We start from the raw sequence: 24,941 nt of genomic DNA on the forward strand, positions 1-24,941 counted from the left end.
AACCTGAGCGAACGATGAAAAATCTTTATATCTTATGGTTGCGCGTCACCCTGGTGATAGGGTTGATGAGCGCGGCCGGTGTGCTCTACGCACAGAAGTCGGTCTCCGGAACGATCCTGGATGAGGCCGGCGCCCCGATTCCCGGGGTAAGCATTCTTGAAAAAGGTACAACCAACGGTACCACCAGTGACACCGACGGTAAGTATACTTTAACCTTGCGCACGGACAATCCCGTGCTGACGTTCTCCTTCATCGGTTATCAATCACAGGAGGTATCGGTCGATAACCGCACGTCGATTGCGATCTCCATGAATCCCGATGTAGCGTCCCTCGAAGAAGTCGTGGTGACGGGTTATACAACGGAACGGAAGCAGGATATCGTCGCCGCCGTATCGACACTGTCGAATAAGAACACAACAGCGATTCCGATCCCGAACGTGGAGCAGGCGATCCAGGGACGCGTGGCCGGTGTGCAAGTGATCACCTCGGGTCAGCCCGGTGCTACCAGCCAGGTGCGTATTCGCGGCTATGGTTCGTTCACAAACAATACGCCGCTGTATATCGTAGACGGTGTACCCACCTTTAACGTCGACAACCTGAACCCGAACGACATCGAGTCTACTACGGTGTTGAAAGACGCAGGTGCGGCCTCCATCTATGGTGCGCGTGCTGCGTCGGGCGTTGTGGTGTATACGACCAAGCATGGCAAGCCTGACGGCACCATTAAGGTGAGCTACGACATGAGCGTCGGTTTGAACTTTCCCGGCAAGGGTATTGAGCTGCTCAACCCGCAGCAAACCGCTGAAAAGACCTGGGAGGCGTTCCGCAATGCAGGCCAGGATACCAAGCACCCGCAATATGGCGACGGCGCTACGCCTGTGCTGCCGGACTATATCAACGTTGCCGTGCAAGATGATAAAGGCAACTGGTCTGTGGCTGCCGGAGTGAACGAAGGTGACCCGCGCATTGCCATTGCCCGTGAAAACTACAACGTGGATTTCGACAAAGGTTCGATCAGACAAGTCGTGCGTGCGAACAAGGAAGGTACCGACTGGTACGACGAAATGACCCGCGTGGCCCCCGTTACGCGCCATTCCCTCGGCTTGTCGGGTGGCAACGAACGCAGCCACTATTACATGGGGCTCGGCTATTACAACCAGCAGGGTATTGCCATCAACCAATACCTCAAACGCTATACTGCTCGTTTTAACTCGGAGTTCAAACCGGCGTCTATCATACGCATCGGCGAAAACCTGCAGGTAACGTATCGCGATAACCCGCAGATCGGTGACCCGCAAAGCGAGAACCAGCTGAACATGGCATACCGGATGAATCCGATCATCCCGGTCTACGACGAGTTTGGTGGATGGGCCGGCACGGCCGCGCCAGGCTTGAACAACCCGGCCAACCCCGTGGCCAGCTTGAAACGCCTGAGCAAAGATTACAACCAGCAAACGGCCTGGGGCCTGTTCGGCAATGCTTACGCCGAAGTAGATGTATTGAAGAACCTGACGGTGCGTACATCGTTTGGTGGTTCGCTGGCGAGCGGCTATGCCATGCAGTTCGGTTTCCGCACGTATGAGAACTCCGAAAACAACGGTGCGTACTCGATCAACGAGGCTGGTTTCTATGGTGCCAACTGGATCTGGACCAATACGGTGAATTACAACCTGAAGCTCGACGAGCACAGCTTCAAAGTGCTCGTGGGGTATGAAGCGATCAAAGATCCGGCCCGTGGCCGTTTCATCAACGGTGTAGGTCTGAACCCGTTCAGTATCGACCCGAACTACATCAGCATTTCGAACTCGTCGTCTACCGGTCGCCAGGTGAACAGCGGCCCGCAAGGCACTTCGCGTACCCTGGTGTCTGAGTTCGGTAAACTGGACTACAACTTCCAGGAGAAATACTATGCCAGCTTCACGCTGCGTCACGACGGCTCGTCGGCCTTTGGTAGCGAAAAACGCTTTGGTTACTTCCCCTCTATCACGGCTGCGTGGCGGATCTCGCAAGAAAGCTTTATGCAGGGTCTCACATTCCTGGACGACCTGAAAATACGCGGTGGCTGGGGTATCATGGGTAACCAGAACATCAATCCTACCAACCAGTATACGCTGTATGGTGGTAACCCTTCGGTGGGTTACGACATCAACGGTGCCAACAGCTCGGTATCACCGGGTATTATACCGCTGCAGATCGGTAACCCTACCGGTAAGTGGGAGAAAAACATCACCACCAACGTCGGCCTGGATGCAACCCTCATGAAAGGTACCCTCGAAATCGTGTTGGACGTATGGCGCAAGAAAACCGAAGACCTGCTGTATAACCCAGCCTTTGCGGCGACCGGCGGTGTGTTCTCGCAATATCCTTTCGTGAACGTAGGTAGTATCGACAACCGCGGTGTGGATCTGCAGATCATCAAACGCCAGCGTGTGAATACCGACCTCGACTTCGTGGTGGAAGGTAATATCGGCTTTATCCACAACGAGATCAAAACCATTGCCGACGGCCTCGACTTCTTCGACAACGGTACGTACCGGAACCTGACCTTCGTGCGCAACGCGGTAGGTCAGAGCTTGTCGTCTTTCTATGGTTATAAAACCATCGGGTTCTTCCAGGACGCCGAAGACGTGGCGAATTCGCCGAAGCAGGATGGTGCCGGCCCGGGCCGCTTTAAGTTTGCCGACATCAACGGCGACAACCGCATCGATCCCAACGACCGGGTATACATGGGCACGCCGATCCCTAAATTCACCTACGGTCTGAACATCATGGCAAACTACAAGGCTTTCACCCTGGAAGCGTTCTTCTACGGTAAAGCGGGTAACGACATCGTAAACTTCTCGAAGTGGTTCACCGATTTCTATCCTTCTTTCTCGGGTGCTGCCATCGGAGAGCGCACACTCGGCTCGTGGACGCCGGAGAACAGAGGTGCCGACACGCCGATCTTCGAAAACGTCTCGAACTTCAGTACCAACACCCAGGCTAACTCCTGGTACGTGGAAAGCGGTGCGTATATGCGGATGAAGAACCTGCAGCTGACCTACAACGTGCCGCTGCAGCTGCTCGACCGTGCCCGCATCAAACAACTGAAGGTATACCTGCAGGCCGTGAACCTGTTTACGATCACCAAGTATCAGGGCAAAGATCCTGAGATCGCTTCCAGTGTCGACACGACCCTGGGTATCGACGTGGGTAACTACCCAGCTACGCGGATCTATTCTCTGGGCATCAACCTGGGGCTTTAATTGACAGACGACTTTAACAGAAATTGCTATGAATAAGAATATAATCATCAAGACCATAGCCTGGATGTTTCCGGCGGCGCTCATGGTTGCCTATTCGTGCAACGACAGCTTCCTGGAGCAGCCGCAAAAGGGTGCGTTGGGCGACGAGCTCGTGATCACGAAGAAAGGTGCCGAGCAAAGCCTGATCGGTGCCTATGCCGCCCTGAAGGGTACCCAAGGCAACTACAACGGTGCAAATACCGGTTGGGTATTTGGCAGTATCGTCGGTGGCGACGCCCACAAGGGGTCTGACGCCGGTGACCAGTCGGATATCAACCCGATTGCCAACTTTACGGCAACGTCGACCAACAGCTATTTCAATGCGAAGTGGATCACGAACTACGACGGTATCAACCGTGCGAACTCGACGATCAAGATCCTCGACAAGCTGGATGCCAGCGAGATCTCCGACGCCGACAAAACCACGCTGCGTGCGGAGGCCCGTTTCCTGCGCGGTTTCTATCACATGGAAGTGAAGAAGATGTGGAACATGGTGCCGTATGTAGACGAGAAGATCGACTACCTGCTGGGCAACTACAAAGTTCCGAACGACCGGGACATCTGGGCCGACATCGAAGCGGACTTCAAGTTCGGCTACGACAACCTGGCTGGCAGCGGCATGGCCGCGGGCCGCGCAAACAAATGGGCTGCGGGAGCGTTTCTGGCCAAAGCCTATATGTTCCAGCGTAAGTTCACGGAGGCCAAAGCGGTGCTGGATGCCATCATTGCCGAAGGCACGACGCCCGGCGGCGCACGCTACGGCCTGATGGATAAGTTCCACGACAACTTCGAGATGAAGAACGACAACAACAAGGAATCTGTGTTCGCTTACCAGGCATCGATCAACGACGGTTCCGGCGGTAACAACTCGAACTTCTCCGAGATCCTGAACTGGCCCTATAACAACGGTCCCGGTGGTTGCTGCGGTTTCTTCCAGCCGTCGTTCGACCTGGCTAATTCATACCGAACGGACGGTGCCGGTCTGCCGCTGCTCAACGCGACGTACAACACCACAGAACAGTTGAAAGACGACATGGGCATTGCGGTAGACGACGCTTCGTTTTCACCGGACGCCGGCAACCTCGATCCGCGCATCGACTGGACGATCGGCCGCCGCGGTGTGCCGTACCTGGACTGGGGTACACACCCGGGTGCATCCTGGGTACGTCTGCAATCCAATGGTGGACCGTACTCGCCTAAGAAACATGCTTATGCCAAAGCCGACGAATCGTCTGTGACCGACGGCAGCTCGTGGACGAAAGGTCTGACCGGTATCAACGTGCAGTTCATTCGTTACGCGGACGTACTGCTGTGGGCGGCCGAAGCCGAAGCCGAGCTGGTGAAAGCCGGCACGGGTGGCGACCTGGTGAAAGCCCGCGAATATGTCAATATGATCCGTCGCAGAGCCGCCAACCCGGCAGGCTTTGTAAAGGTGAGCGTGCAGAACGGCAAGACCGACTGGGACGCTTACCTGGACGGAACGGTAGCGTCTCAGCCTGCTGCGCGATATGTTATCGCCGAGTATCCTTCTTTCCCCGACGCTACTTATGCGCTGCGCGCCATTCACTTCGAGCGCAAGCTCGAGCTCGGCATGGAAGGCCACCGTTTCTTTGACCTGGTACGGTGGGGTGAAACCACCAGCGCCAGTGGCAACCCGGTGAACCTGCAGGCCTACCTGGATTACGAAGGTACACGCCTTGGCATTTACAGAGGTGTAACCTTTGTTGTAAACAAGCACGAGTACTACCCGCTGCCGCAAAACCAGATCGACCTCGAGCAGACCGGCGGCGAATCGGCGCTGACGCAAAACCCCGGGTATTAAGATTCCGATAATACTTTCAAGAAAGGCAAGACCAGTTTATATTGGTCTTGCCTTTTTATTAGCCTGACCTGTATCCATGTATAAAGCATCCTTATTTTCGCTTGCATTGGTTGCCTTCCTGGCGTGCTCGTGCGACAAACCCTCGAATACGCTTTTCCGGCGGCTGTCTGCCGACCAGACCGGTATAGATTTTGAGAATACCATACAAGAGAGCGACTCCTTTAACATCCTGACGCAAGAGTATATCTACAACGGCGGCGGGGTAGGGGTGGCCGACTTTAACAACGACGGCCTACAAGACATTTTCTTCGCCGGCAATGCCGTGCCCAACCGGTTGTACCTCAATCGCGGTGATCTCTCGTTTGAGGATGTTACCGAGACAGCAAAGGTAAATATACCCGGCCGGTGGAACTCCGGCGTGGCCATCGCTGATGTCAACCAGGACGGCAAGATGGATATCTATGTCTGTGCTACCATGAAAGCCGACTCGGCCGATCGCCAGAACATGTTGTTCATCAACAAAGGCCTTGACGACAAAGGGGTGCCTGTCTTTGCCGACGAGGCCAGGGCCTATGGTGTTACCGATGGTGGCTATAGTGTTACGGCTGCTTTCCTGGATTACGACCGCGATGGTGATCTCGACCTCTTTGTGCTGATCAACCAGCGCATGGATCACCTGCCGACCAACTACCGGCCCAAGATCGCCGATGGCACGGCGCTGAACAACGACCGCCTCTATCGCAACAATGGCAACGGCACCTTTACCGATGTGTCTGTCGCGGCCGGAATCACACTGGAAGGTTTCGGCCTGGGCCTCTCGGTCGCCGACCTGAACCTCGACGGCTGGCCGGACCTCTATATCTCGAACGACTACCTGTCGAACGATGTGTTATACATCAACCAGCACGACGGCACATTCCGCAATCAGATTGCCGAATACATCGGCCACCAAAGCCAGTTCTCCATGGGCAACGACGCTGGCGACATCAACAACGATGGTCGTCCGGATATCATTACCGCCGACATGCTGCCGGAGAACAACGATCGCAAGAAAACCACGATCAGCAACAAATCGTACCTGAACTACATCCACAACGAAAAGTACGGATACGAATATCAGTATGTGCGCAACATGCTGCATTTGAACAACGGACTGGAGAAGGGTATCAAGTTTAGCGAGATCGGCCAGCTGGCGGGGGTATTTCAGACGGAGTGGAGCTGGTCGCCATTGTTTGCCGATGTCGATAACGACGGCTACAAAGACTTGCTTGTTACCAACGGTTTTCCGAAGGACGTAACCGATAAAGATTTTTCCAACTATCGCAACGACGTGGGTAAAGTGGCCAGTGCTGCGCAGCTCATCGACTCGATCCCGGTCGTGCGCATACCGAACTATGCTTTCCGCAACAATGGCGACCTCACCTTTACGGATGCCACCCGATCGTGGGGCCTCGACGTACCGTCGTTCTCCAACGGCGCTGCCTACGCGGACTTTGACAACGACGGCGACCTGGACTATGTCGTGAACGACATCAACGAAGCCGCGCTGTTCTTTGAAAATACATTGTATACCAATGGGAGTGACGCACCGCGCGCGACAAACTTCCTGCGTGTGCGGTTCCCGCAAGGTGCCGCGGCGGTGGGCGCGAAAGTGTGGCTGCGCGACGGAAACCGTACGCAGTACCAGGAGTATTATCCCAGCCGTGGTTTCCTGTCTACGGTCGAGCCGGTGCTGCACTTCGGTTTAGGGGCTTCCCGTCAGGCAGACACGGTGTGGATCGCGTGGCCGGACGGCAAGCTGCAGCAGTTGGTGCAGGTAGCAGCCAACCAGGTGGTGGATGCGAAGCCGGCGGCGGACGCACGGCCGGCGTCACGGCCGGCCTGGATGGACAATCCCACGGTCCCGCTAGTGATGCCCGCGACCGAAGGGCTTGTGTACCGCCACCAGGAAGAGGATAAGATCGACTTCAACCTGCAGCGTACCTTGCCGCACAAATTTTCACAGGCGGGGCCCGCGCTGTGCAGCGGCGATGTCAACGGCGATGGCCTCGAGGATGTGATCATCGGCGCCTCGGCGAACCAGGAGCCAGTGGTATTCCTGCAAAAGAAGGGCGGCACCTTTCAACGCCAACCCCAGGCACTTACGTCGGACGACAACGAACGCGAGATGGCCGGCCTGCTGCTGTTTGACGCAGACCTGGACGGTGACCTCGACCTGTATGTCGCGGCCGGAAGTGTCGAGAACGCCACGCCCGAACGGTATCGCCACAGCCTGTACATCAACAACGGCAAAGGCAAGTTTGCAGCGGCGCCCGATAGGCTCCCGGTTGTACAGACCAGCGGCGCCTGTGTACGGGCGGCGGATTATGACGCCGACGGCGACCTGGACCTGTTTGTCGGGGGACGTGTCATCCCCGGCAGCTATCCGCTGCCACCCGACAGCTACCTGCTGCAAAACAAGGACGGCCGGTTCACCGATGTGACCGACGCCGTGGCCCCCGGGTTGCGCCGCGCCGGTATGATCACGGATGCGCTCTGGTCCGACATCGACAACGACGGCCAGACCGACCTTGTCATCGCGGGTGAGTTTATGCCCGTTACGTTCTTCCGGAATCAAGCCGGCAAGCTGCAACGCCTGGGGCAGACGGGTGTTGAAACATCGGTAGGATGGTGGAACAGCCTGGTAGCCGGCGACTTCGACGAAGACGGCGACACGGATTATATCGCCGGCAACCTGGGCGATAACAACGGCTTCCAGGTAACCAGGGAATATCCCTTACGCCTTACCGCCAAGGACGTTGACGGCAACGGCAGCATCGACCCTGTGCTGGCTTGCTACATGAAGACGTCTATGACAGACGATACCAAGCGCTTGTTCCCCGTACACTTCTGGGATGAGCTAAACTCACAAAGCCCAAAGTTCCGGAACAAGTACGCACGCTACAAGCAATACAGCAAGGTGACGATGGAAAGCCTTCTTTCGTCTGAGGATCTGAAAGACGCTGTGGTGCTCGAAGCGAACCAGATGCGCTCGGCCTATATTGAAAACAAAGGAGGAGGTACGTTTGCCCTGCATGCCTTGCCGATGGCCGTACAGGTAGCTCCTGTCAACGGCATGGTGACAGCCGACATCAATCACGACGGCCACCAGGACGTGCTGCTTGTCGGTAATGACTATGGCAACGAGGTGTTTGCGGGCCGGTACGACGCCTTTACCGGGTTGGTATTGCTGGGCGATGGAAAGGGGCGCTTTAGTGTGGTATCGTCAGAACAAAGCGGTTTCTATGTGCCGGGCGACGCCAAGGCGCTGGTGCGCGTGGCGACGCCGACCGGCGAGCTATTCCTGGCGTCACAAAACCGCGATAGTCTGAAGGTGTTCCAGGCGCCGATACCGGCCGGGAGCCGCCGGATCACACCGGGGCCGCTCGACTGCAGGCTGGAGGTAGTATATACAGACGGCCGGAAACAGCGTGTGGAATTATTCTACGGGGCGGGCTACCTGTCGCAGCCTTCGCGGCAGCTCGTGCTGCCCGCTGCCGTACAGGAGGCCACACTTTATACCTTCGGCGGGGTAGGGCGTAAGGCCCTTTGATGGTGAAAAAACTGTAAAGTGGTCACATTTCTGTCATGTTCATTGACTTTTTTGCGGTAATGGATATCTTTCACGAAAATTCACCATTCTAACCTTTCCTTAATAATCATGGATTCATCTAAGATTGACATGTACCTGATGACGAACGCCAAGTTCTTCGACGGTAACAAAGTTGCCCTGATACGCGAACGCCTCGTGGCGTTGGACGAAAGCCGTTTTACACAACTCCACGCTGTAAATTTGAAGGACCCTACTACTATCCTGATCGTTTCTATCCTGGCCGGTGGTCTTGGTATCGACCGTTTCATGATTGGCGACACAGGTCTTGGCATTGCAAAGCTTCTCACGTGCGGTGGCCTCGGTATCTGGACCATTGTTGACTGGTTCATGATCCAATCACGCACGCGCGAAGTGAACTTCGAACGTCTGCTGCAAGTGGTATAAACCATTTACCGGAATCCGATCTATGGCACGCAGTAACCGCAGTGTTTATGGTTTGATCGTATTCTTGTCTGGGGCCGGGTATGCCTGGCTGGGATATCACTTCTTCGGAGGTGACGACCATGCCCACGTTACGCTGTGCGTGTTCAAGCACATGACAGGTGTACCGTGTCCGTCGTGTGGTGTTACCCGGTCCCTTCTTTCTCTCCTGCATGGAAATATTCAGGAAGCGTTGTGGATCAATCCCCTCGGCCTTGTGGCCGCCATCCTGTTGACAATCCTGCCAGCCTGGGCGTTGTATGACGGCGTACAGCGCAAGGGTACGCTGCCCGCAGCCTACCGTTGGGCGGAGCTTCGCCTGCAGCAACACAAGCTGTTATATGTACCGCTAATCGCCCTTGTCCTCGTGAACTGGGGTTGGAACATCCTAAAAGATCTTTAACCATGGCTCAAGTATCGGAATTTGTATACCGCCCCGATGACTACGAAAGTGAAAAGGCATCGAACAGCTATCTCATGTCTGTGGTAGCGGTGATCGCCGGCCTGCCACTCCCCATTATCAACCTGCTTGCTACGCTATTCTTTTACTTCGGCAATCGCAAGGGTACCTTCTTTGTGCGCTGGCATTGTACACAGGCCTTGCTTTCGCAGGTTACCGTGCTGTGTATGAACAGCGCCGGGTTTGCCTGGACGATATCCATTATCTTCCGCGACGCCACGGTGACGAACACCTACGTTGCTTATATGATCACGGTGGTGTTGTTCAACATCGGCGAGTTTATTGCGACGGTATACGCCGCGATTGTTACCCGTAAGGGACAACATGTGTCATTTTGGTTCTTCGGGCCGTTAACCGCCCTCATCTGTAAAGACTGATATCATGGAAAAAATACTGATCCAGTTTGCTGTACTGGTCATCTCTTTCTTCGGTCTGTGGTTTCTCCTCAGCCGCATCGACTTTGTTGATCGTGACCAGGTGGAGAAATTCGCCGCGGAGAGCGAACAAAAGCTTGGCGAGGTCATTCTTGAAAGCATTACACTGACCAGTGAAGAGGTGAACAACAAAAAGCTGCAGGCGATGCTTGATTCCATTAAGGTGCGTCTGTGCGAAGGAAAACAATTGGACTGCAGTAAGATCAAGTTGCACCTGGTGCGTAACAGCGAGGTAAATGCTTTTGCGTTGCCGGACGACCACCTGGTGGTGTTTACGGGGTTGCTGGAGTATGCCGAGAATGCCGAAGAAGTGGCGGGTGTCATGGCCCATGAGATCGGGCATATAGAAAAGAACCACGTTATGAAAAAGCTTACCAAAGATATCGGCCTGTCGATGCTCTTCTCCATTGCCGGTGGTGAAGCTGGCGGTAAGATCGCCCGGGAAACGGCCAGGACGCTATCGTCATCGGCCTTTGACCGCGACAAGGAAGCCGAAGCGGATGCGTTTGCCGTGGAAGCGCTGTCGGCTGCGAATATTGACCCGCAGCACCTCAGCGACTTTTTCTTCCGCCTTGCGCGCAAGCATGATCAGCCCGAGGAGCTTGTCTGGATCAGCACACACCCCGATACGGATGAGCGCGCAGAGAAGATCATCCAGCTGAAGAAGAACTATACGATAAAACCGGAACCCATTTTCCATACCGACTGGAAAGAGATCCAGCGATTGGTATTCAGCTACGAGGAAGACGATAACGACGACCTTGGCGACTATGATGCCGAAGCCGACTCGGTCGTGGATATGACCGAAGAAGTAGGCGCCGACACGGTTGCGGTACAATAGCTCAGGATCTTCGTGAGGGTCTTCGCCTGGCGGGGGCGCTCGCCGGCGGCAGATCGAACAACGTGCTTTGCTGAGGAATAAACGCGGGCTCCCGAACCTGCGTGCCGCAATGTCTGTTCAGCTCGGCGATGAAGTATTTTATCAGCTCGGGTGAGTGGAGCTCGTCGTGCTGGTGCATAAAGAAGTATATCTTGCGAATGCCATACCCCGTCCATTGTTTGATACGCAGGACCCACTCGTCGATGCGCGTGTAGTCGGTGGGATGAAGGCCATTGCCCACAAACCGGATGAAAGCCTCGGGCGTCGTCAGCCGCATATGTACGCAATCGCGCCGCCCCGAGGCATCGGAAATAACTGTACCGCGATGGTTTTGCGCTAACATATCAAACACGGACCCGAACGCCTGCGCGTCGCTGAACCAACCCGGGTTCCGGAATTCTACGAAGACATCGAGGTTGCGCGGCAAGGTTTCCAAAAAGGCAGCGAGAACATCCTGCGTCTCCGGCCCCATGTTGGGATGTGGCATCAGGAAGATAGGTCCCAGGTTATTTTGGAAGCCGGCGATACCTTCCAGGAAACGATCGGTTAGCTCCTGTACATCTTTCAACCGCTTTATGTGGGTGATCTCTTCCGTAAACTTGGGGCAGAACTTAAAGTCCGGTCCCACCTTTTCACGCCAGCTATTGGTTTGACGTACCGTCGGCATGCCATAAAACGTAGCATTCATTTCAATACAGTTGAAATGCCGCGCGTAGTGTTCCAGGAAGTCCGACTCCTTTGTGCCGGGCGGATAGATCTTGCCGATCCAGTCTTTACGTCCCCACTTGGCACACCCCACAAAGATCTCGGGCCTGGCATGGTTCGTCGCCTGCAGGATCGCCAGGGTCTCGGTCGGGTCTGCGGGGAGCGTAAAGTCGATAGTGTCGAGCATGGCCGGATCGACCTTTCCAAATTCCATAGCGGTATTGATGTGTAAAACGTGCTGGCGGTAAAACTAGCACATTCAGAACACTAATCGACCCGTGTCAGGTTCATTTCGATGAAGGGTGACCAGGTGGTGCCATCGGCGGAGAACTCGCCGGTCTCATGCCAGGTCTTTTTTGCCGGGTCGATGGTGATGGAGTAGCGGGTTTTGCCACGATTGGGAATATCAAAGCCCCATTGAAAGGCGTTGTCGCCGGTAGGCTTCACCCAGGCCTCGGTGGCGCGGCCGTCTTTCAGGTATGTTTTGAATTTGTACTCTTTGGTGTTCAGGTCGTACGACAAGACTCCGAAGGCATGGTGTACCACCGTCTCTTGCTGGGTAGCGGCATTTACCGCTTTGCCTACGCCTTCGACGACAATGATGGTGCCTTCGAGCTTTGATTCCACGCGCTCGTCCATGCGCGCAGTACGGGCGGGGCCGTTGCCCATCTTCATGGAGCTTTCGCCTTGCCAGTGGCCGATCCAGGCAGCAAAAGGTTTGAGATTGTCGGTGCCGGCATCTTGTGCGGATACGGCCGTGCTGAACAGCAGGTGCATGCCCAGCATCAGGAGGAGGATCAATGTGTTCTTCATAAGGGGTTATGATTTAAGTATTGTTTGAGGTCGTTCACATATTGCTCGAAGGCCGCTACACCCTTGGGTGTGATGCGGCAGGTCGTCAGCGGTTTCTTGCCGCGAAAGGTTTTTTCGAGCGAGATATACCCTGCCTCGGCAAGCTTGTCGAGCTGTACGCTGAGGTTGCCGGCCGTGCTGTTCGTCTTCTCCTTCAAAAATGTAAACTCGGCCGACTCCAGACTCATGAGCAGCGACATGACGGCCAGGCGCAACTGCGCATGTAACAGCGGGTCGAGGTCCTTAAACATTATTCGATCTATTGCGCAGCATATACCCGGGCACGAGATAACCCGATACGATCGCCACAAGGCCTGCCAGGTGCTGCCACGAGGCCGGTAGCAGGAAACTGGCAATGCCGCACAGCCAGAAACAAACGCCACCCCACACCAGCGGTTTGAACCGCAGGATCACGCCCGTAACGCTTGTCGGCAGCGCACACACCAGCAGAATGACGGCGTTGAGCTGAAAGTTGATTTTATACCCAAAGGCGATCAAGGTAAAAATGCAGATGCCAAAGCCGATCCAAAGCGCCCAATTGATGTGATCGAAATGCGATACGATGCGGGCGGTACGGTCCTGCCGCCACGACTTGTAAAACGTGACGAGCCAGGCCGGGATGGTGATCAACCAGACCAGGTACGGCCGGGGGTAGTTCAGCAAGATCAGGAGGTAGGCGCCGGCATGGGCTAGGCCCACTACCCAGCCCCAGAGCAGGAAATAGAAGCTGCTTTGCCGCACATTGTGCTGAGCCTGGCGGATCATGCGCGTGATGAGGTCCAGACTTTCCTGGGCGGTCATGGGGTTAGCGGTAGGTTCCATAGTGGGTGAATGTTTATATGAATGTAAAGTGGTTTATTTTATAAACCAAAATAGTTTATCATAAGGGCCTGGAAAACGCTATTTTGGAGCATGTTTACAGGGATCATTGAAGCCGCCGGTCGTGTAGAGGCCGTGCGCCAGGAGGGAAGCAATCGCCGTTTTACCATCAACAGCGCCCTTAGCCAGGAATTGAAGATAGACCAAAGTGTTTCGCATAACGGTGTCTGTCTGACGGTTGTCGAGACGGCACCGGACCGGTACCAGGTTGTAGCCATCGATGAAACCCTCCAGAAATCCAACCTGGGGGCGTTGCAGCCGGGCGACGTCGTAAACCTGGAGCGCTGCATGCTCAACAACGGGCGTTTTGACGGTCACGTTGTACAGGGGCATGTAGACCAAACCGGCGTGGTAACGCGCGTCACCGAGCAAGACGGCAGCTGGTTATTCGATTTTGAATACGACCCCGGCAAAGGCAATGTAACGGTCGAGAAAGGTTCGATCGCCGTGAACGGCGTCAGCCTCACTTGCTTTAATAGCCGCGATAACGGCTTTACCGTGGCGATCATTCCCTACACCTACGAGCACACCAATTTCCACCAGCTAAAGACCGGCGACACGGTCAATCTCGAGTTTGATATTATCGGCAAGTATGTAAAGCGGCTGCTGGGCAAGTAGCACCTCCGGCTTTCCAGGTGTTAGACGGCCGAGGTGGGGCGCCGGCCGTGAATGGCCTTCTTCAGCAGGCGGCAGGTCCTATGACCGGCGTACGCTGCAAGCATGCCTATCAGGGCGCCTACGATCACATCGCCCGGATAATGCACGCCGAGATAGATGCGTGTATAGGCCACGATCGCGGCCCACGGGAATAATATCCACGTCCACTTCCAGATCCGGTGGTAACGCAGCACAAAGAACATTGCCAGGCCAAACGTGTTGCCGGCGTGGCTGGATGCAAACCCATAGTGACCACCGCGGTAGCCGTCAACGATGTGTACCAGGCCGTCGAGCGACGGCTCGTGCGACGGGCGAAGCCGGGCAAAGAGGGGCTTTAGCAGGCTGCTGCATACCTGGTCGGCCAACAGGATGGTAAGGGCAATGCCGACAACGGGAATCCAGCTTTCCCGGCCGTGGCGCCGTATGATGAATACCAGCAACATCAGGTATAGCGGTACCCACGTCAGCCGGTGCGATAGCACCATCATGATCGGGTCCAGCCAGGATGTATGCTGGCCGTTGAGGTATAAAAAAAACGCTTTATCCCATTCGACAAGTTGCTCCATGCGGTAAAAGTAAAAAAGCCGTGGCGTTATGCCATGGCTTTTTATGGTTAAAACCGCATGTTGGGAAATATATGCGTAGCTGGTTCGTATTCCGCCCTACTATTTTCGCTTTGTATCCTCGGGCTGTATGTATTTTCGTTGGCGTAAGCGTCCGGTTGCATCCGGATTCAATGCCACGTCGTACCGTTTATAGGCAGCACCAAAGTTTTCGGCGAAGTGAGAGCCATAGTCCGACGACTGGATATATTCCAGGAAAGCGTCGTAGCCATCGAAATCAAAGCTGTGGATGGCGGCTGCGCTGGATACACGCCCGGTACTTTCCAGTGAAACAAATGCGAGAATGTCGTCCGGCAGATCGGGAAGCGTAAAGTCGATCGTGCCGCCCGGTGAAAAAATATACCACTCTGTATGGTTATCGTAACCGATGCGGAATTCCGTAAAATCAATGTCGTCGCCGGTGATGGTGCCCGTGAAGGTATTGTTATGCAGGTGCACGTCGATCGCACAATCCAGGGGTTCTACGTCGGGCAGACCGTTGACATAGTTGTGAATAGAATATCCGTCGCCGTAAAGGTCGGCGCGGGAGTAGTACGCCGCGAACGCTTCGCCGGGGTAACGATACCGGATGTGATCATCTTCCACGTAACTGTCTGATACCCCATATTTATTCAGGTAATCGCCGGCGGTCACGTGGCCGGTAATGTGCAGGTTACCCTCGTGGAAGCCATGCATACTGAGATCCTTGTTCCCGATCGTCAACGCGTTGCTGACCTGGCCCAGATCGATCGCGTCGTTACCGGCATTTTCGCCGATGGCCACCGGTGCGGTGAGCAGGTAGTGCGTCATGTATTCGTCCGGGTCGTTCTCGCTGCGGGTAATGTAAAGTTTCCCATCTTCCCGCTGTAGATCCAGGGAGGCGGTCGGGAGATCGCTTTGCACGAAGGTGGCTTCGACGTCGGATGTAACGACGTAAGTAACGTCGGGTAGTGCGTTGGTGAAGTTGAGGTATGCCGTGCCGGCCGGCGGTGGGGTGACGCCAAACTGGATATCGCCACGGCGCGGCGCCCAGGTATCGCCGCGTTGGATGTGGGTGTAGGTGCGGAGCTCCTGGTAATTGTCGCCCTCGTCGATATATACTTCGGTCAGGTAAAATTCTCCGCCGTTAAAGGCGGCGTTCCGGATGCGCAGGGTGTCGCCGTTCTGGTACGTGCGGCTTGCGAGTACCTGGCCCGCATCGTCTGATAGAAGGACAAACCCTTTTTTGCCGGCGCCCGGAAAATCCTCCGGCACGTCGATCGAGACCAGCGTATTCTGTACGAAAAAGGTATACGGTTGTGTTTTGGTGTTGTCCGCTCCGTCGGTCACGAGCAGGGTCAATGTATGCCGGCCGTCTGCCAGGTCCTTCGTGTCGAGCTCATAGGTAAAGGATTGATCCATGCTTGTGAGGACGGTGGCGTTATCCACCTGGATCTCTACCTGTTTTACCGACTCGTTATCGCCGGCTTCGATGGTGAGGGTAATAGTGTTCCAGACACGCGCATCATTGGAAAGACCGGTGACGGAAACGGTGGGCTGCTCGGCATCCGGCCTGGTTTCCGGGGCGTCGTCGTCGCTGCAGGCAGTCAGAAATATGATATAGCTATAAACCGCCAGGGCGCGGCCCCAGGAGAAGCGGGCATTTTTCGAAAACATCGTCTACACGGGTTTGATGGAAGGGTAAGTTACCACAATAATAACGATATACCAGCCCGGCCTTCTTGTAATTGTACTGGCACGGGGCTGTTGCTGATCGAGCGCTACGGTTTTTTTACCGGTGCGTTCTTCAGCACCAACTGTTCATTTTCCTGTTCAAGCCAAAGTGTGGCTTCCTGGAACGTGCGGAAATACCGGCTGACGATGTTCAGTGTCCGGAGCTGCTCTGCGATGCGCCGTATGTATTCCTGTACATGTTCGTCTTCGGCGTCATGTCGTATCGTCGCGATACGACGCAGACCGTTGCGCGCGGCTTCGGGTAGGATGGAGTCGAGCATCCACTGCAGCTCGTTGTCTTCGATGTGGCCCTGTTGCGAAATGTCGGCGATATAGTTGGGAGAATTGTACGTCTTGACAAAGTCCAGGCACTTGCGATAGGCGAGGCGGTATTGCTCGTCGGTGACCGGGCCGGACCAAATGACTCCCGTGGCGTTCAGGCGGGCATCGAAGAATATCTCTGCGTAGGATTCTTTATAGAGTATCTGGCGCTCGACGTCGTCGGGTTTTCGCAGGTATACTTTAAACGTTGTAAACCGGTTTAGCTCGCTTTCAACGTCCACCGTACCGCCCAGCGCCTCGGCCTGGAGCTTGACCAGGTACAAGCCCAGGCCCTTGCCTTCGGTGTGGAAATGAAAACGCTTGTAGAGCTTAAAGAGATTGTCCTTGTGCTGCTTCAGGTCCATGCCCATGCCGTTGTCGCGTACTTCCAGCACGGTGTAGCGGTCGCTTTCGCGGGCGCTGACCTCGATGACGGGAGCACGCTCGGGCGAGCGGTACTTAATGGCATTGCTCAGCAGGTTGTACAGAATGCTATGCACCATCGGCTTGACGGAATAGATATAGGGGCACGCCGTGAAGTTTGTGCGGATCTCGATGTGGTGCTGGTGAATATCCTTTTGCAGTAGCTGTACCGTATCGTGTACCTCGTTTTGAAGAATGATCTTCTGGCGGATCTTGAAGATGTCGTGGCGAATGTCGATGATCTTCGTAAGGTCTTTGATGATCGTGTCGAGGTTTTCGGCGGAAATGCGAATGTGCTGCATCACCTCGGCATCTTCGGGTCGGAATCGGTCCGGTGGTACCAGGTCTACCAGGCCCAGCAGGCTGGCCACCGGTCCGCGCAAGTTGTGCGACACGGTATAGGAGAACTGCCGCAGCTCGTTGTTGTGTTTGATGAGCTCGCTGTTGGTATCGGTGAGGTCTTTGTTTTTCGCCAGGAGCTCTGTCGAAAGCAGCTGGTTCTTGGAGAACAGCCGTTCCTTTTGTTCTTGTATGATATCGTAGGCGTTGACGAGATCTTTTTGGTTATTCTGGAGCACGTCGCTCTGGGCCTGCAGCTCTGCGCTTTGCGCTTCGATCTCGGCGTTCTTTTCGGTCAGCAGCTCATTGGCCTGGTGCAATTCTTCGATCAGCTCCAGGCTGCGCAGCTCGTTCTTCTCGGATATCCATTTTAGAAAGGCCAGTGCGCTGATCAGGATGCAATACGAGATAAAGATTACAATGTTGGTAAAGTAATACATCTCGATGGTCATGTACGGCTTGTCATAGCCTACACCAAAAGCGGCGTGGAGCGGGTCGAACAGCATCAGGATGCTAAGCCCTGCCAGGGAGCAGCCGATGAGGTATCGTTTCTCGCGGATGGAAAAGAATATCCAGGGAAAAGAACAGCTGCCCAGGATAATGAACCGGAAGGTGAAGTAATCCAGCTCTTCCTGCGTGGCGTAATAGATGTGTTTGGAGTAAATAGACAATGCCGTGATGAGGCCGGGGATGAGGACGCAGATCCATATACGGCTGGTGTGCGTGTACCCCAGGGAGTTTAACAGGATGCTGGCACAGGCCAACAGCCCCACGCAGGGGATGGAGATCGTGACGAAGTTCCAGTCAAACCAGATATAGTAGAATGCGAATAAGATCAGGCTCAAGCCCAGCAGGCTCAGGCTGATGGCATTGGAGAGAATGACCCCACGCTTGCCCGCGGCCGTGTCGACAAATTTTTGCCCTGCGTATAGTACGGGATGGATAAGACTCATTCGGCTTGGACCCTGGTGGGTTAGGAGATCAAATCTAAGAATAAATGTACAGAACTATGCGCGGGGTTTTTCACGGTATTTAAGAAGAATGATTTTTAGGGTAAATCCCGTTTTGAACCCGCGGGGTAAACCGTATCTTGTGTACAAATCATTGTCTTTTTTGGTTTTTTATGGAAAAATATGACCTGGTTGTTATCGGGGCAGGCCCTTCGGGATATGCCGCGGCGATGCGCGCATTGGATTTTAAGAAGAAAGTGCTGCTAATCGAGAAAAACAACGTTGGCGGTGCAGGTGTTACCAACGGTGCCCTATCGTCAAAGACCTGGTGGGAGCTCTCCCGCGAAACCGCCTCCTTCCGCAAGAACCTGCGGCGCTTTAACCTGGAGGTGCCCAGCATCAATTATAAAGAGATACAAGCTGAGGTCGGGCGTGCCGTGGCCGAACGCACGGACATGCTGGAAGAGCATTTGCGACTCATACACGATTCGCATTATGCCGGGCTGTTGTCCTTTAAGAAAGGCGTAGCCCGCCTGTTGAGCCAACATGAAGTAGAGATCAGCCATCCGGTGCTTGGCCGCGAAGTGGTCTGGACGGAAAACATCATCCTGGCGACCGGTAGCCGCCCGCGTTACCTGCCCGAGCTGCCCATCGACGAGAAGTATGTCATGACCAGCGATGGCGTGGAGACGATGGACGATTTTCCCGAGAGTATGGTGATCGTCGGTGCCGGTGTCATCGGTTGCGAATACGCCACGATCTTTTCCGGCTTCGGCCAGACCAAAGTACACCTGATCGATAAAGGTGACCGCATCCTGCCATTTGAAGATGAAGACATCGTGCGCGTGATCGAGCGGAATATGGAAAACAGCGGTGTGCTGATACACCGTAACTCGCGGTTGGTGCGAATGGAAGTGAAACACGAACGTGTGGAGTATGAGCTGGAGTACGACGACGGCAGTAAAGCCGTGTTTAACGTCGCCAGGGCGCTGGTGGCGGTCGGGCGTATGCCGAACTATGAAGACCTGTGGGACAGCGGTGTAAATATTACCATTTCCAAGCGCGGTATCGAAGACAACGATACACAAACCAATATTTCCAATATTTATGCCGTGGGCGATATCACGGCCGACATTTCGCTGGTGAACGTCGGTGAGCTGGAAGGGCGGTATGCCGTCGAAAAGATCTTCGGCAGCCCCGACCGCAAGCTGTTGTATGAGAACATCAGCACGATCATGTTCCTCAATCCCGAGGTAGCGGGCGTAGGGCTGAACGAAACCCAGGCGCGCGAACGGGGCATCGACTATAAGGTGGTGACGTTGGACTACAGCTGTATACCTCGGGCCATTGCCAAGCGCAATACGCAGGGGTTTATCAAATTGCTGGTAACGCATGACGACGACATGAAGATCCTCGGCATGAAAGTGATCGGCAATCAAGCCTCCAGCGCGATCCAGGCCGTGGCGTTGCTGATCTCGATGGACAAGGGCATCGAAGAGCTGGCGGAATGTGTGCATCCGCACCCGTCCATTACCGAGGGGATACAGGAGTGTGTACGCATGCTGTTGAACAAGTCGTTGTTCAAGCCTGATGCGCTGAAGGGTCGCCTTTCATGCCGCACCTATTCCGCCGGCGTATATGCCGACATCCGCTTCTGAGCCAGGATCGTTTTATTTCTGATGTCTTTTTTTCAGGACGCTCAATACGTCCTCCAGCGTATAGCCTTTGGCCGTCAGCAGTACCAGGTAGTGGTATAGCAGGTCGGATGCTTCGCCCAGGAACAAGTCCTTATTGTTGTCCTTGGCTTCGATGATCAGCTCGACAGCTTCTTCTCCCACCTTTTGCGCTACTTTGTTAATGCCCAGGTCAAGCAGGGTGTTGGTGTACGAACCCTTGCGTGGGTTGGCCTTGCGATCGTGTATGATGGCTTCGAGCGTATGGACGTCGAAAGGATGATCGTTGGTTTCCTGAAAGCACGTGTCGGCCCCGGTGTGACAGGCCGGGCCTTTGGGCGTTGCCTTGATCAAGACGGTGTCCTGGTCGCAATCGAGCAGGATCTCGTCGAGTTCCAGGAAATTGCCGGACGTTTCGCCCTTGGTCCAGAGGCGCTGTTTGCTGCGGCTGAAGAATGTCACGCGTTTGTCGCGCACGGTTTTGTCGTAGGCTTCCTGGTTCATAAAGCCCAGCATCAGTACGCGCCGTGTGCGGGTATCCTGTACGATGCACGGCACGAGGCCGTCGAGTTTGGTAAAGTTTATAGTAGGTCGTGATGCCATGGTGTTGTAACGATCGTGTTGTATTTACCGGATGCTGATGCCACGCTGCCGCAGATAGCCTTTGAGCTCGGGAAGTTTTACTTCGCCGAAGTGAAAGATACTGGCCGCCAGGGCAGCATCCGCTTGCCCGAGTATAAAGGTATCCATAAAATGTTCAGCTCCACCCGCGCCGCCCGAAGCGATCACCGGTATTTGCAGAAGCGCATGCAGTTTACTTAACGCGTCGTTGGCAAAGCCGGCCTTTGTACCGTCGTGGTCCATACTGGTAAAGAGGATCTCGCCGGCACCGCGTTCCTGGCCTTCTTTGGCCCAGGTGAAAAGTTTTTTATCCGTGGCGTTCTTTCCGCCGTGGGTGTGCACCACCCAGGCGTTGTCTACTTTGCGGGCATCGATTGCCAGGACGATACACTGGGCGCCGAAGGCCCGCGACAGCTCATCGATCAGGCCCGGGTTGCGCACGGCGGCCGAGTTGATACTGACCTTGTCGGCGCCCGCTTCGAGCAGGGGTGCCACGTCGGCAACACTGCTGATGCCACCGCCCACCGTAAAGGGAATGTTGATGTGACGGGCAATGTCGCGCACCAGCGAAGCAAAGGTCTTGCGCTGCTCGTTGGTGGCGGAGATGTCGAGAAATACCAGCTCGTCGGCGCCCTCTTGGGCATATCGCGCGCCGAGCTCCACCGGGTCACCGGCATCGCGGATGTTGACAAAGTTGACACCTTTTACGGTACGACCGTCTTTAATGTCGAGACAGGGGATGATGCGTTTCGTAAGCACGGTCAGAGCGTTGTTAATTCTGGTAAGGTAATTCGTCCTTCATAGATGGCTTTGCCGACGATGACGCCGTCGACACCGATCTGCTTCAGCTGCTGCAAGTCTTCGATACAGCTCACCCCGCCGCTGGCGATCAGCGCCAACTGCGGAAAATTGAGCAGCAGTCTTTTGTATAGCTCAACGTTAGGGCCCGTCAGCATACCGTCGGTGCGGATGTCGGTACACGTTACATACTCGATGCCGAGCTGCACATAGTTGCGCAGGAATTGCGTGATCGTAATGGGCGCGTTCTCCTGCCAGCCGGCAATGGCGATGCGTTCGTCCTTTACGTCGGCGCTCAGGATGATGCGCTGTGCGCCAAAGGTTTCGATCCACCCGGCAACCTTCTCGGGTTCTTTTACCGCGATGCTGCCGAGGTTGACCTGTTGTATCCCCAAGGCAAAGAGGTCGTTTACTTCACGGTCGGTTTTGATGCCGCCGCCGAAGTCTATTTGCAGCGAGGTATTGCGGGTGAGCATTTCGGCCACGTCCCAGTTGATGACCTTACCGGCCTTGGCGCCGTCGAGGTCGACCAGGTGCAGGTATTGCAGGCCGGCGTCTTCAAACGCGCGCGCGGCGTCGAGTGGATTTTCGTGGTATATTTTCTTTTGCGCATAATCGCCCTGCGTCAGGCGTACGCATTTACCGTCAATGATGTCGATAGCGGGTATGATTCTCACGGAGTAGGAGGGGTTAGGCGTTCAAAAAGCTTTGGAGTACCAGCACGCCGGCTTCCGCCGATTTCTCGGGGTGGAACTGTACGGCATAAAAATTGTCGCGGTGCATGGCCGCGCTGAACGGCACGGTATATTCCGTGAGGGCGCTGGTGTGTGCATAGACAGGAACATAGTAGCTGTGTACGAAGTAGGCGAACTTATTCTCCAGCGCCGGGTCGAGCCAGCTGTTGGCGGTCAGCGTGAGGTTGTTCCAGCCCATGTGCGGCACCTTCTTATCGGGCTGCGGCTCGAAGCGTTTCACGGTCTCTTCAAAGATGCCCAGGCAGGGTGTATCGTTCTCTTCCGAGTGCCTGCACAAGAGCTGCATGCCGAGGCAAATGCCCAGTACAGGTTGCCGCAAACCGCGAATGACGGCGTCGAGCTTATGGTCGCGCAAGTATTGCATGGTCGTACTGGCTTCGCCGACGCCCGGAAAGATCACCTTGTCGGCCTGTTGAATGACCTCGGCCTGGTCGGTGATTGTAAAGTCTACACCGAGCCGCTCAAGGGCAAAAGATACGGACTGGATATTGCCGGCGTTGTATTTAATGATAACAAGCTTCATGTTCGGGGCCTGTGTTTACAGTGTTCCTTTTGTTGACGGCAACTGGTTGCCTTCTTTCCTGATCGCCATGCGTATGGCCTTGGCAAAAGCCTTGAAGATCGCTTCGATCTTGTGGTGCTCGTTGGTTCCTTCCACGCGCACGTTCAGGTTGCTTTTCGATGTATCGGAAAACGACTTGAAAAAGTGGTGGAACATTTCCGTCGGCATCTCGCCGATCTTCTCGCGCTTGAACTCGGCATCCCACACCATCCAGGGGCGGCCACCAAAGTCGATCGCTACTTGCGCGAGGCAGTCGTCCATGGGCAGGCAGAAGCCGTAGCGGCCAATGCCGCGTTTGTCGCCGAGCGCCTGCTGGAACGCTTCGCCCAGGGCAAGGGCGGTGTCTTCAATGGTATGGTGCTCGTCGATGTGCAGGTCACCCTTCACGCGGATCTCCAGATCGATGTTGCCGTGGCGGGCCAGTTGGTCGAGCATGTGGTCGAAGAAGCCGAGGCCCGTATGGATAGACGACTTGCCGCTGCCGTCGAGGTTGATGGCTATATCGATATCGGTCTCTTTTGTCGTTCGCTTAACGGTCGCCTTACGCGGCGGCGCGGTCAGCAGCGCGTGAATATCTTTCCATGTGGTGGTAACAAGCGCGCAGTGCGGGGCGAGGCCCTGGCTGTCCAGCTTCTCTTGCAGGCTGCCGTTGTTTAGCAAGATGCCTTTGGCGCCCAGGTTGCGGGCGAGCTCTACGTCCGTGGCGCGGTCGCCGATCACGTAGGAGTTGGCCAGGTCGTACCCGCCGGTCAGGAACTCCGTCAGCATGCCGGTGCCGGGCTTGCGTGTGGGTTTATTTTCGCGCGCAAAGCTGCGGTCGATAAAGATCTTCGGGAAGACGATCGACTCGTTGGCAAAAGTTTGCAGCATGCGGTTGTGCGCCGGCCAGAACGTGTCTTCGGGAAAGCTGTTGGTGCCGAGGCCATCCTGGTTGGTGACCATCACCAATTCGTAGTCGCCTTCGGCGGCAATCTTTCCCAGCCAGGTAAAAACGCCGGGGTAATATTCGAGCTTCTCCAGCGAATCGATCTGCTCGTCGGGTGGTTCGAGTATCAGCGTGCCGTCGCGGTCTATAAACAATACTTTTTTCATAATTCTTCCAGGGCGTTGATGAGGCGGTCGTTTTCTCCGGCGGTACCGATGGTAATGCGCAAACAGTTATAGCATAATACCACGCGCGAGCGGTCACGTACGATGATCTTTTGGTCGAGCAGGTATTTATACGTAGCCGGGGCATCCTGCACACGCACCAGCACAAAGTTGCTGTCGGTGGGGAACACTTTCTCGGTAATGCGCAACTTCTCCAGGGCTTTGATCACCCGGGTGCGTTGTTGTACGATCTGCTTTACCGCGTCTTCCATCACGTGGCGGTTCTCGATGGCATCGAGGGCCAGCTCTTGTGTGCGGATGTTGACGTTGTACGGATACTTGATCTTATTGAGCACGTTGATGATCGCTTCCGACGCAAAGCACATACCGAGGCGCAAGCCCGCAAGGCCCCAGGCCTTGGAAAATGTTTGCAGCACGACCAGGTTGGGATATTTGTCGAGCTCCTGCAGGAAGCTTTTGCCTTTGGCAAAGTCGATGTAGGCTTCGTCGATCACCACCAATCCGTAAAAGCGCTTCAATACCTCCAGGATCTTGTCGCGGCTCAGCAGATTGCCCGTGGGGTTGTTGGGACTGCAGAGGAAGATCACCTTGGTGGTGGCGTCAAACGTTTTAGGAAAAGCGTCCAGGTCGAGGTCGAAGTCGGGTGTGAGCAATACCTGCTGCACGTTCACGGCGTTCACTTCGGCACATACCGAGTACATGCCGTACGTGGGCTCGGTAATGAGGATCGAATCCTGGTTGGGCTCGCAGAACGCGCGGATGATGAGGTCGATGGCCTCGTCGCTGCCGTTGCCCAGGAAGATCTGCTCGGGACGGACTTCTCGGACAGCGGCCAGCTCTTCTTTCACACGCCGTTGCAATGGGTCGGGGTACCGGTTGTAGGGCGACGGGTAGGGGTTTTCGTTGGCGTCCAGGTATATATCGGCTTCGCCCTTAAACTCGTCGCGGGCCGAGGAATAGGGTTTCATGGTCAGAATGTTCTTCCGCACCAGGGAGTTGATATCGGGAAATGCTTTTTTCTTACTCATA

The 24,941-nt window shown here is 55.2% G+C and carries 22 protein-coding genes; 9 read left to right on the forward strand and 13 right to left on the reverse strand.

Features of this window, described 5'->3' with window-relative positions:
* Positions 1–14 precede the first annotated feature (14 nt).
* From KK078_RS00825 to KK078_RS00855, 7 genes are all read left to right on the forward strand, one after another.
* Complete coding sequence (locus KK078_RS00825; RefSeq protein ID WP_254088327.1) at positions 15–3,245, forward strand: SusC/RagA family TonB-linked outer membrane protein; 3,231 nt, start codon at positions 15–17, stop codon at positions 3,243–3,245.
* Between the two features lie 28 nt (positions 3,246–3,273).
* Entirely contained in the window at positions 3,274–5,106 is a 1,833-nt protein-coding gene (locus KK078_RS00830; protein ID WP_254088328.1) for a RagB/SusD family nutrient uptake outer membrane protein, read from the forward strand.
* 76 nt (positions 5,107–5,182) lie between these two features.
* Positions 5,183–8,698 (forward strand): VCBS repeat-containing protein, encoded by a 3,516-nt coding sequence (locus KK078_RS00835; protein WP_254088329.1) that lies wholly within the window; start codon positions 5,183–5,185, stop codon positions 8,696–8,698.
* A gap of 108 nt (positions 8,699–8,806) precedes the next feature.
* Complete coding sequence (locus tag KK078_RS00840; protein ID WP_254088330.1) at positions 8,807–9,142, forward strand: TM2 domain-containing protein; 336 nt, start codon at positions 8,807–8,809, stop codon at positions 9,140–9,142.
* 22 nt (positions 9,143–9,164) lie between these two features.
* Positions 9,165–9,581, forward strand: a complete 417-nt coding sequence (locus KK078_RS00845; RefSeq protein ID WP_254088331.1) for a DUF2752 domain-containing protein — start codon at positions 9,165–9,167, stop codon at positions 9,579–9,581.
* Positions 9,582–9,583: 2 nt separating this feature from the next.
* Positions 9,584–10,015, forward strand: a complete 432-nt coding sequence (locus KK078_RS00850; RefSeq protein ID WP_254088332.1) for a hypothetical protein — start codon at positions 9,584–9,586, stop codon at positions 10,013–10,015.
* Positions 10,016–10,019: 4 nt separating this feature from the next.
* Positions 10,020–10,913 (forward strand): M48 family metallopeptidase, encoded by an 894-nt coding sequence (locus tag KK078_RS00855; protein ID WP_254088333.1) that lies wholly within the window; start codon positions 10,020–10,022, stop codon positions 10,911–10,913.
* A gap of 1 nt (position 10,914) precedes the next feature.
* Here the strand turns inward: KK078_RS00855 and KK078_RS00860 are convergent, their stop codons facing one another.
* The 4 genes from KK078_RS00860 to KK078_RS00875 are packed head-to-tail and all read right to left on the reverse strand — an operon-like array spanning position 10,915 to position 13,331.
* Complete coding sequence (locus tag KK078_RS00860; protein ID WP_254088334.1) at positions 10,915–11,871, reverse strand: DUF72 domain-containing protein; 957 nt, start codon at positions 11,869–11,871, stop codon at positions 10,915–10,917.
* Between the two features lie 53 nt (positions 11,872–11,924).
* Complete coding sequence (locus KK078_RS00865) at positions 11,925–12,470, reverse strand: hypothetical protein (protein ID WP_254088335.1); 546 nt, start codon at positions 12,468–12,470, stop codon at positions 11,925–11,927.
* On the reverse strand, positions 12,467–12,760 hold the full coding sequence (locus KK078_RS00870; protein WP_254088336.1) for a winged helix-turn-helix domain-containing protein: 294 nt from the start codon (positions 12,758–12,760) through the stop codon (positions 12,467–12,469). The genes KK078_RS00865 and KK078_RS00870 overlap by 4 nt, the downstream gene beginning before the upstream one ends.
* Positions 12,753–13,331: a hypothetical protein gene (locus tag KK078_RS00875; RefSeq protein WP_254088337.1), complete on the reverse strand. Its 579-nt coding sequence runs from the start codon at positions 13,329–13,331 to the stop codon at positions 12,753–12,755. Before KK078_RS00875 ends, KK078_RS00870 begins: the two co-directional genes overlap by 8 nt.
* A 90-nt stretch (positions 13,332–13,421) precedes the next feature.
* Here KK078_RS00875 and KK078_RS00880 point away from each other — a divergent pair, with 90 nt between their 5' ends.
* Positions 13,422–14,006, forward strand: coding sequence for a riboflavin synthase (locus KK078_RS00880; RefSeq protein ID WP_254088338.1), 585 nt, complete (start codon positions 13,422–13,424; stop codon positions 14,004–14,006).
* A gap of 20 nt (positions 14,007–14,026) precedes the next feature.
* Here the strand turns inward: KK078_RS00880 and KK078_RS00885 are convergent, their stop codons facing one another.
* From KK078_RS00885 to KK078_RS00895, 3 genes are all read right to left on the reverse strand, one after another.
* The gene (locus KK078_RS00885; RefSeq protein WP_262898558.1) at positions 14,027–14,611 is read right to left on the reverse strand and encodes a phosphatase PAP2 family protein; all 585 of its coding nucleotides are present in this window, start codon (positions 14,609–14,611) and stop codon (positions 14,027–14,029) included.
* A 99-nt stretch (positions 14,612–14,710) separates the two neighbouring features.
* Positions 14,711–16,303, reverse strand: a complete 1,593-nt coding sequence (locus KK078_RS00890; protein ID WP_254088339.1) for an Ig-like domain-containing protein — start codon at positions 16,301–16,303, stop codon at positions 14,711–14,713.
* Between the two features lie 104 nt (positions 16,304–16,407).
* The gene (locus tag KK078_RS00895) at positions 16,408–18,396 is read right to left on the reverse strand and encodes a sensor histidine kinase (protein ID WP_254088340.1); all 1,989 of its coding nucleotides are present in this window, start codon (positions 18,394–18,396) and stop codon (positions 16,408–16,410) included.
* 170 nt (positions 18,397–18,566) lie between these two features.
* Here KK078_RS00895 and KK078_RS00900 point away from each other — a divergent pair, with 170 nt between their 5' ends.
* Positions 18,567–20,051 (forward strand): dihydrolipoyl dehydrogenase family protein, encoded by a 1,485-nt coding sequence (locus KK078_RS00900; protein WP_254088341.1) that lies wholly within the window; start codon positions 18,567–18,569, stop codon positions 20,049–20,051.
* A 12-nt stretch (positions 20,052–20,063) separates the two neighbouring features.
* Here KK078_RS00900 and hisIE read toward each other — a convergent pair whose 3' ends face one another.
* Genes hisIE through hisC form a run of 6 tightly spaced genes read right to left on the reverse strand, consistent with a single transcriptional unit; the run spans position 20,064 to position 24,940 of the window.
* Complete coding sequence (hisIE, locus tag KK078_RS00905) at positions 20,064–20,669, reverse strand: bifunctional phosphoribosyl-AMP cyclohydrolase/phosphoribosyl-ATP diphosphatase HisIE (protein WP_254088342.1); 606 nt, start codon at positions 20,667–20,669, stop codon at positions 20,064–20,066.
* A 24-nt stretch (positions 20,670–20,693) separates the two neighbouring features.
* On the reverse strand, positions 20,694–21,446 hold the full coding sequence (gene hisF, locus KK078_RS00910; protein WP_254088343.1) for an imidazole glycerol phosphate synthase subunit HisF: 753 nt from the start codon (positions 21,444–21,446) through the stop codon (positions 20,694–20,696).
* Positions 21,447–21,448: 2 nt separating this feature from the next.
* Positions 21,449–22,162, reverse strand: a complete 714-nt coding sequence (hisA, locus tag KK078_RS00915; RefSeq protein ID WP_254088344.1) for a 1-(5-phosphoribosyl)-5-[(5-phosphoribosylamino)methylideneamino]imidazole-4-carboxamide isomerase — start codon at positions 22,160–22,162, stop codon at positions 21,449–21,451.
* Between the two features lie 13 nt (positions 22,163–22,175).
* On the reverse strand, positions 22,176–22,763 hold the full coding sequence (gene hisH, locus KK078_RS00920; protein WP_254088345.1) for an imidazole glycerol phosphate synthase subunit HisH: 588 nt from the start codon (positions 22,761–22,763) through the stop codon (positions 22,176–22,178).
* Between the two features lie 15 nt (positions 22,764–22,778).
* The gene (gene hisB, locus KK078_RS00925) at positions 22,779–23,894 is read right to left on the reverse strand and encodes a bifunctional histidinol-phosphatase/imidazoleglycerol-phosphate dehydratase HisB (RefSeq protein ID WP_254088346.1); all 1,116 of its coding nucleotides are present in this window, start codon (positions 23,892–23,894) and stop codon (positions 22,779–22,781) included.
* Positions 23,891–24,940 carry a histidinol-phosphate transaminase gene (gene hisC / locus KK078_RS00930; RefSeq protein WP_254088347.1) on the reverse strand — a complete coding sequence of 350 codons (1,050 nt, stop codon included), beginning with the start codon at positions 24,938–24,940 and terminating at the stop codon, positions 23,891–23,893. The genes hisB and hisC overlap by 4 nt, the downstream gene beginning before the upstream one ends.
* Position 24,941: the final 1 nt, after the last annotated feature.

This window comes from Dawidia soli (genome assembly GCF_018598185.1).
Taxonomy (GTDB): domain Bacteria; phylum Bacteroidota; class Bacteroidia; order Cytophagales; family Cyclobacteriaceae; genus Ohtaekwangia; species Ohtaekwangia soli.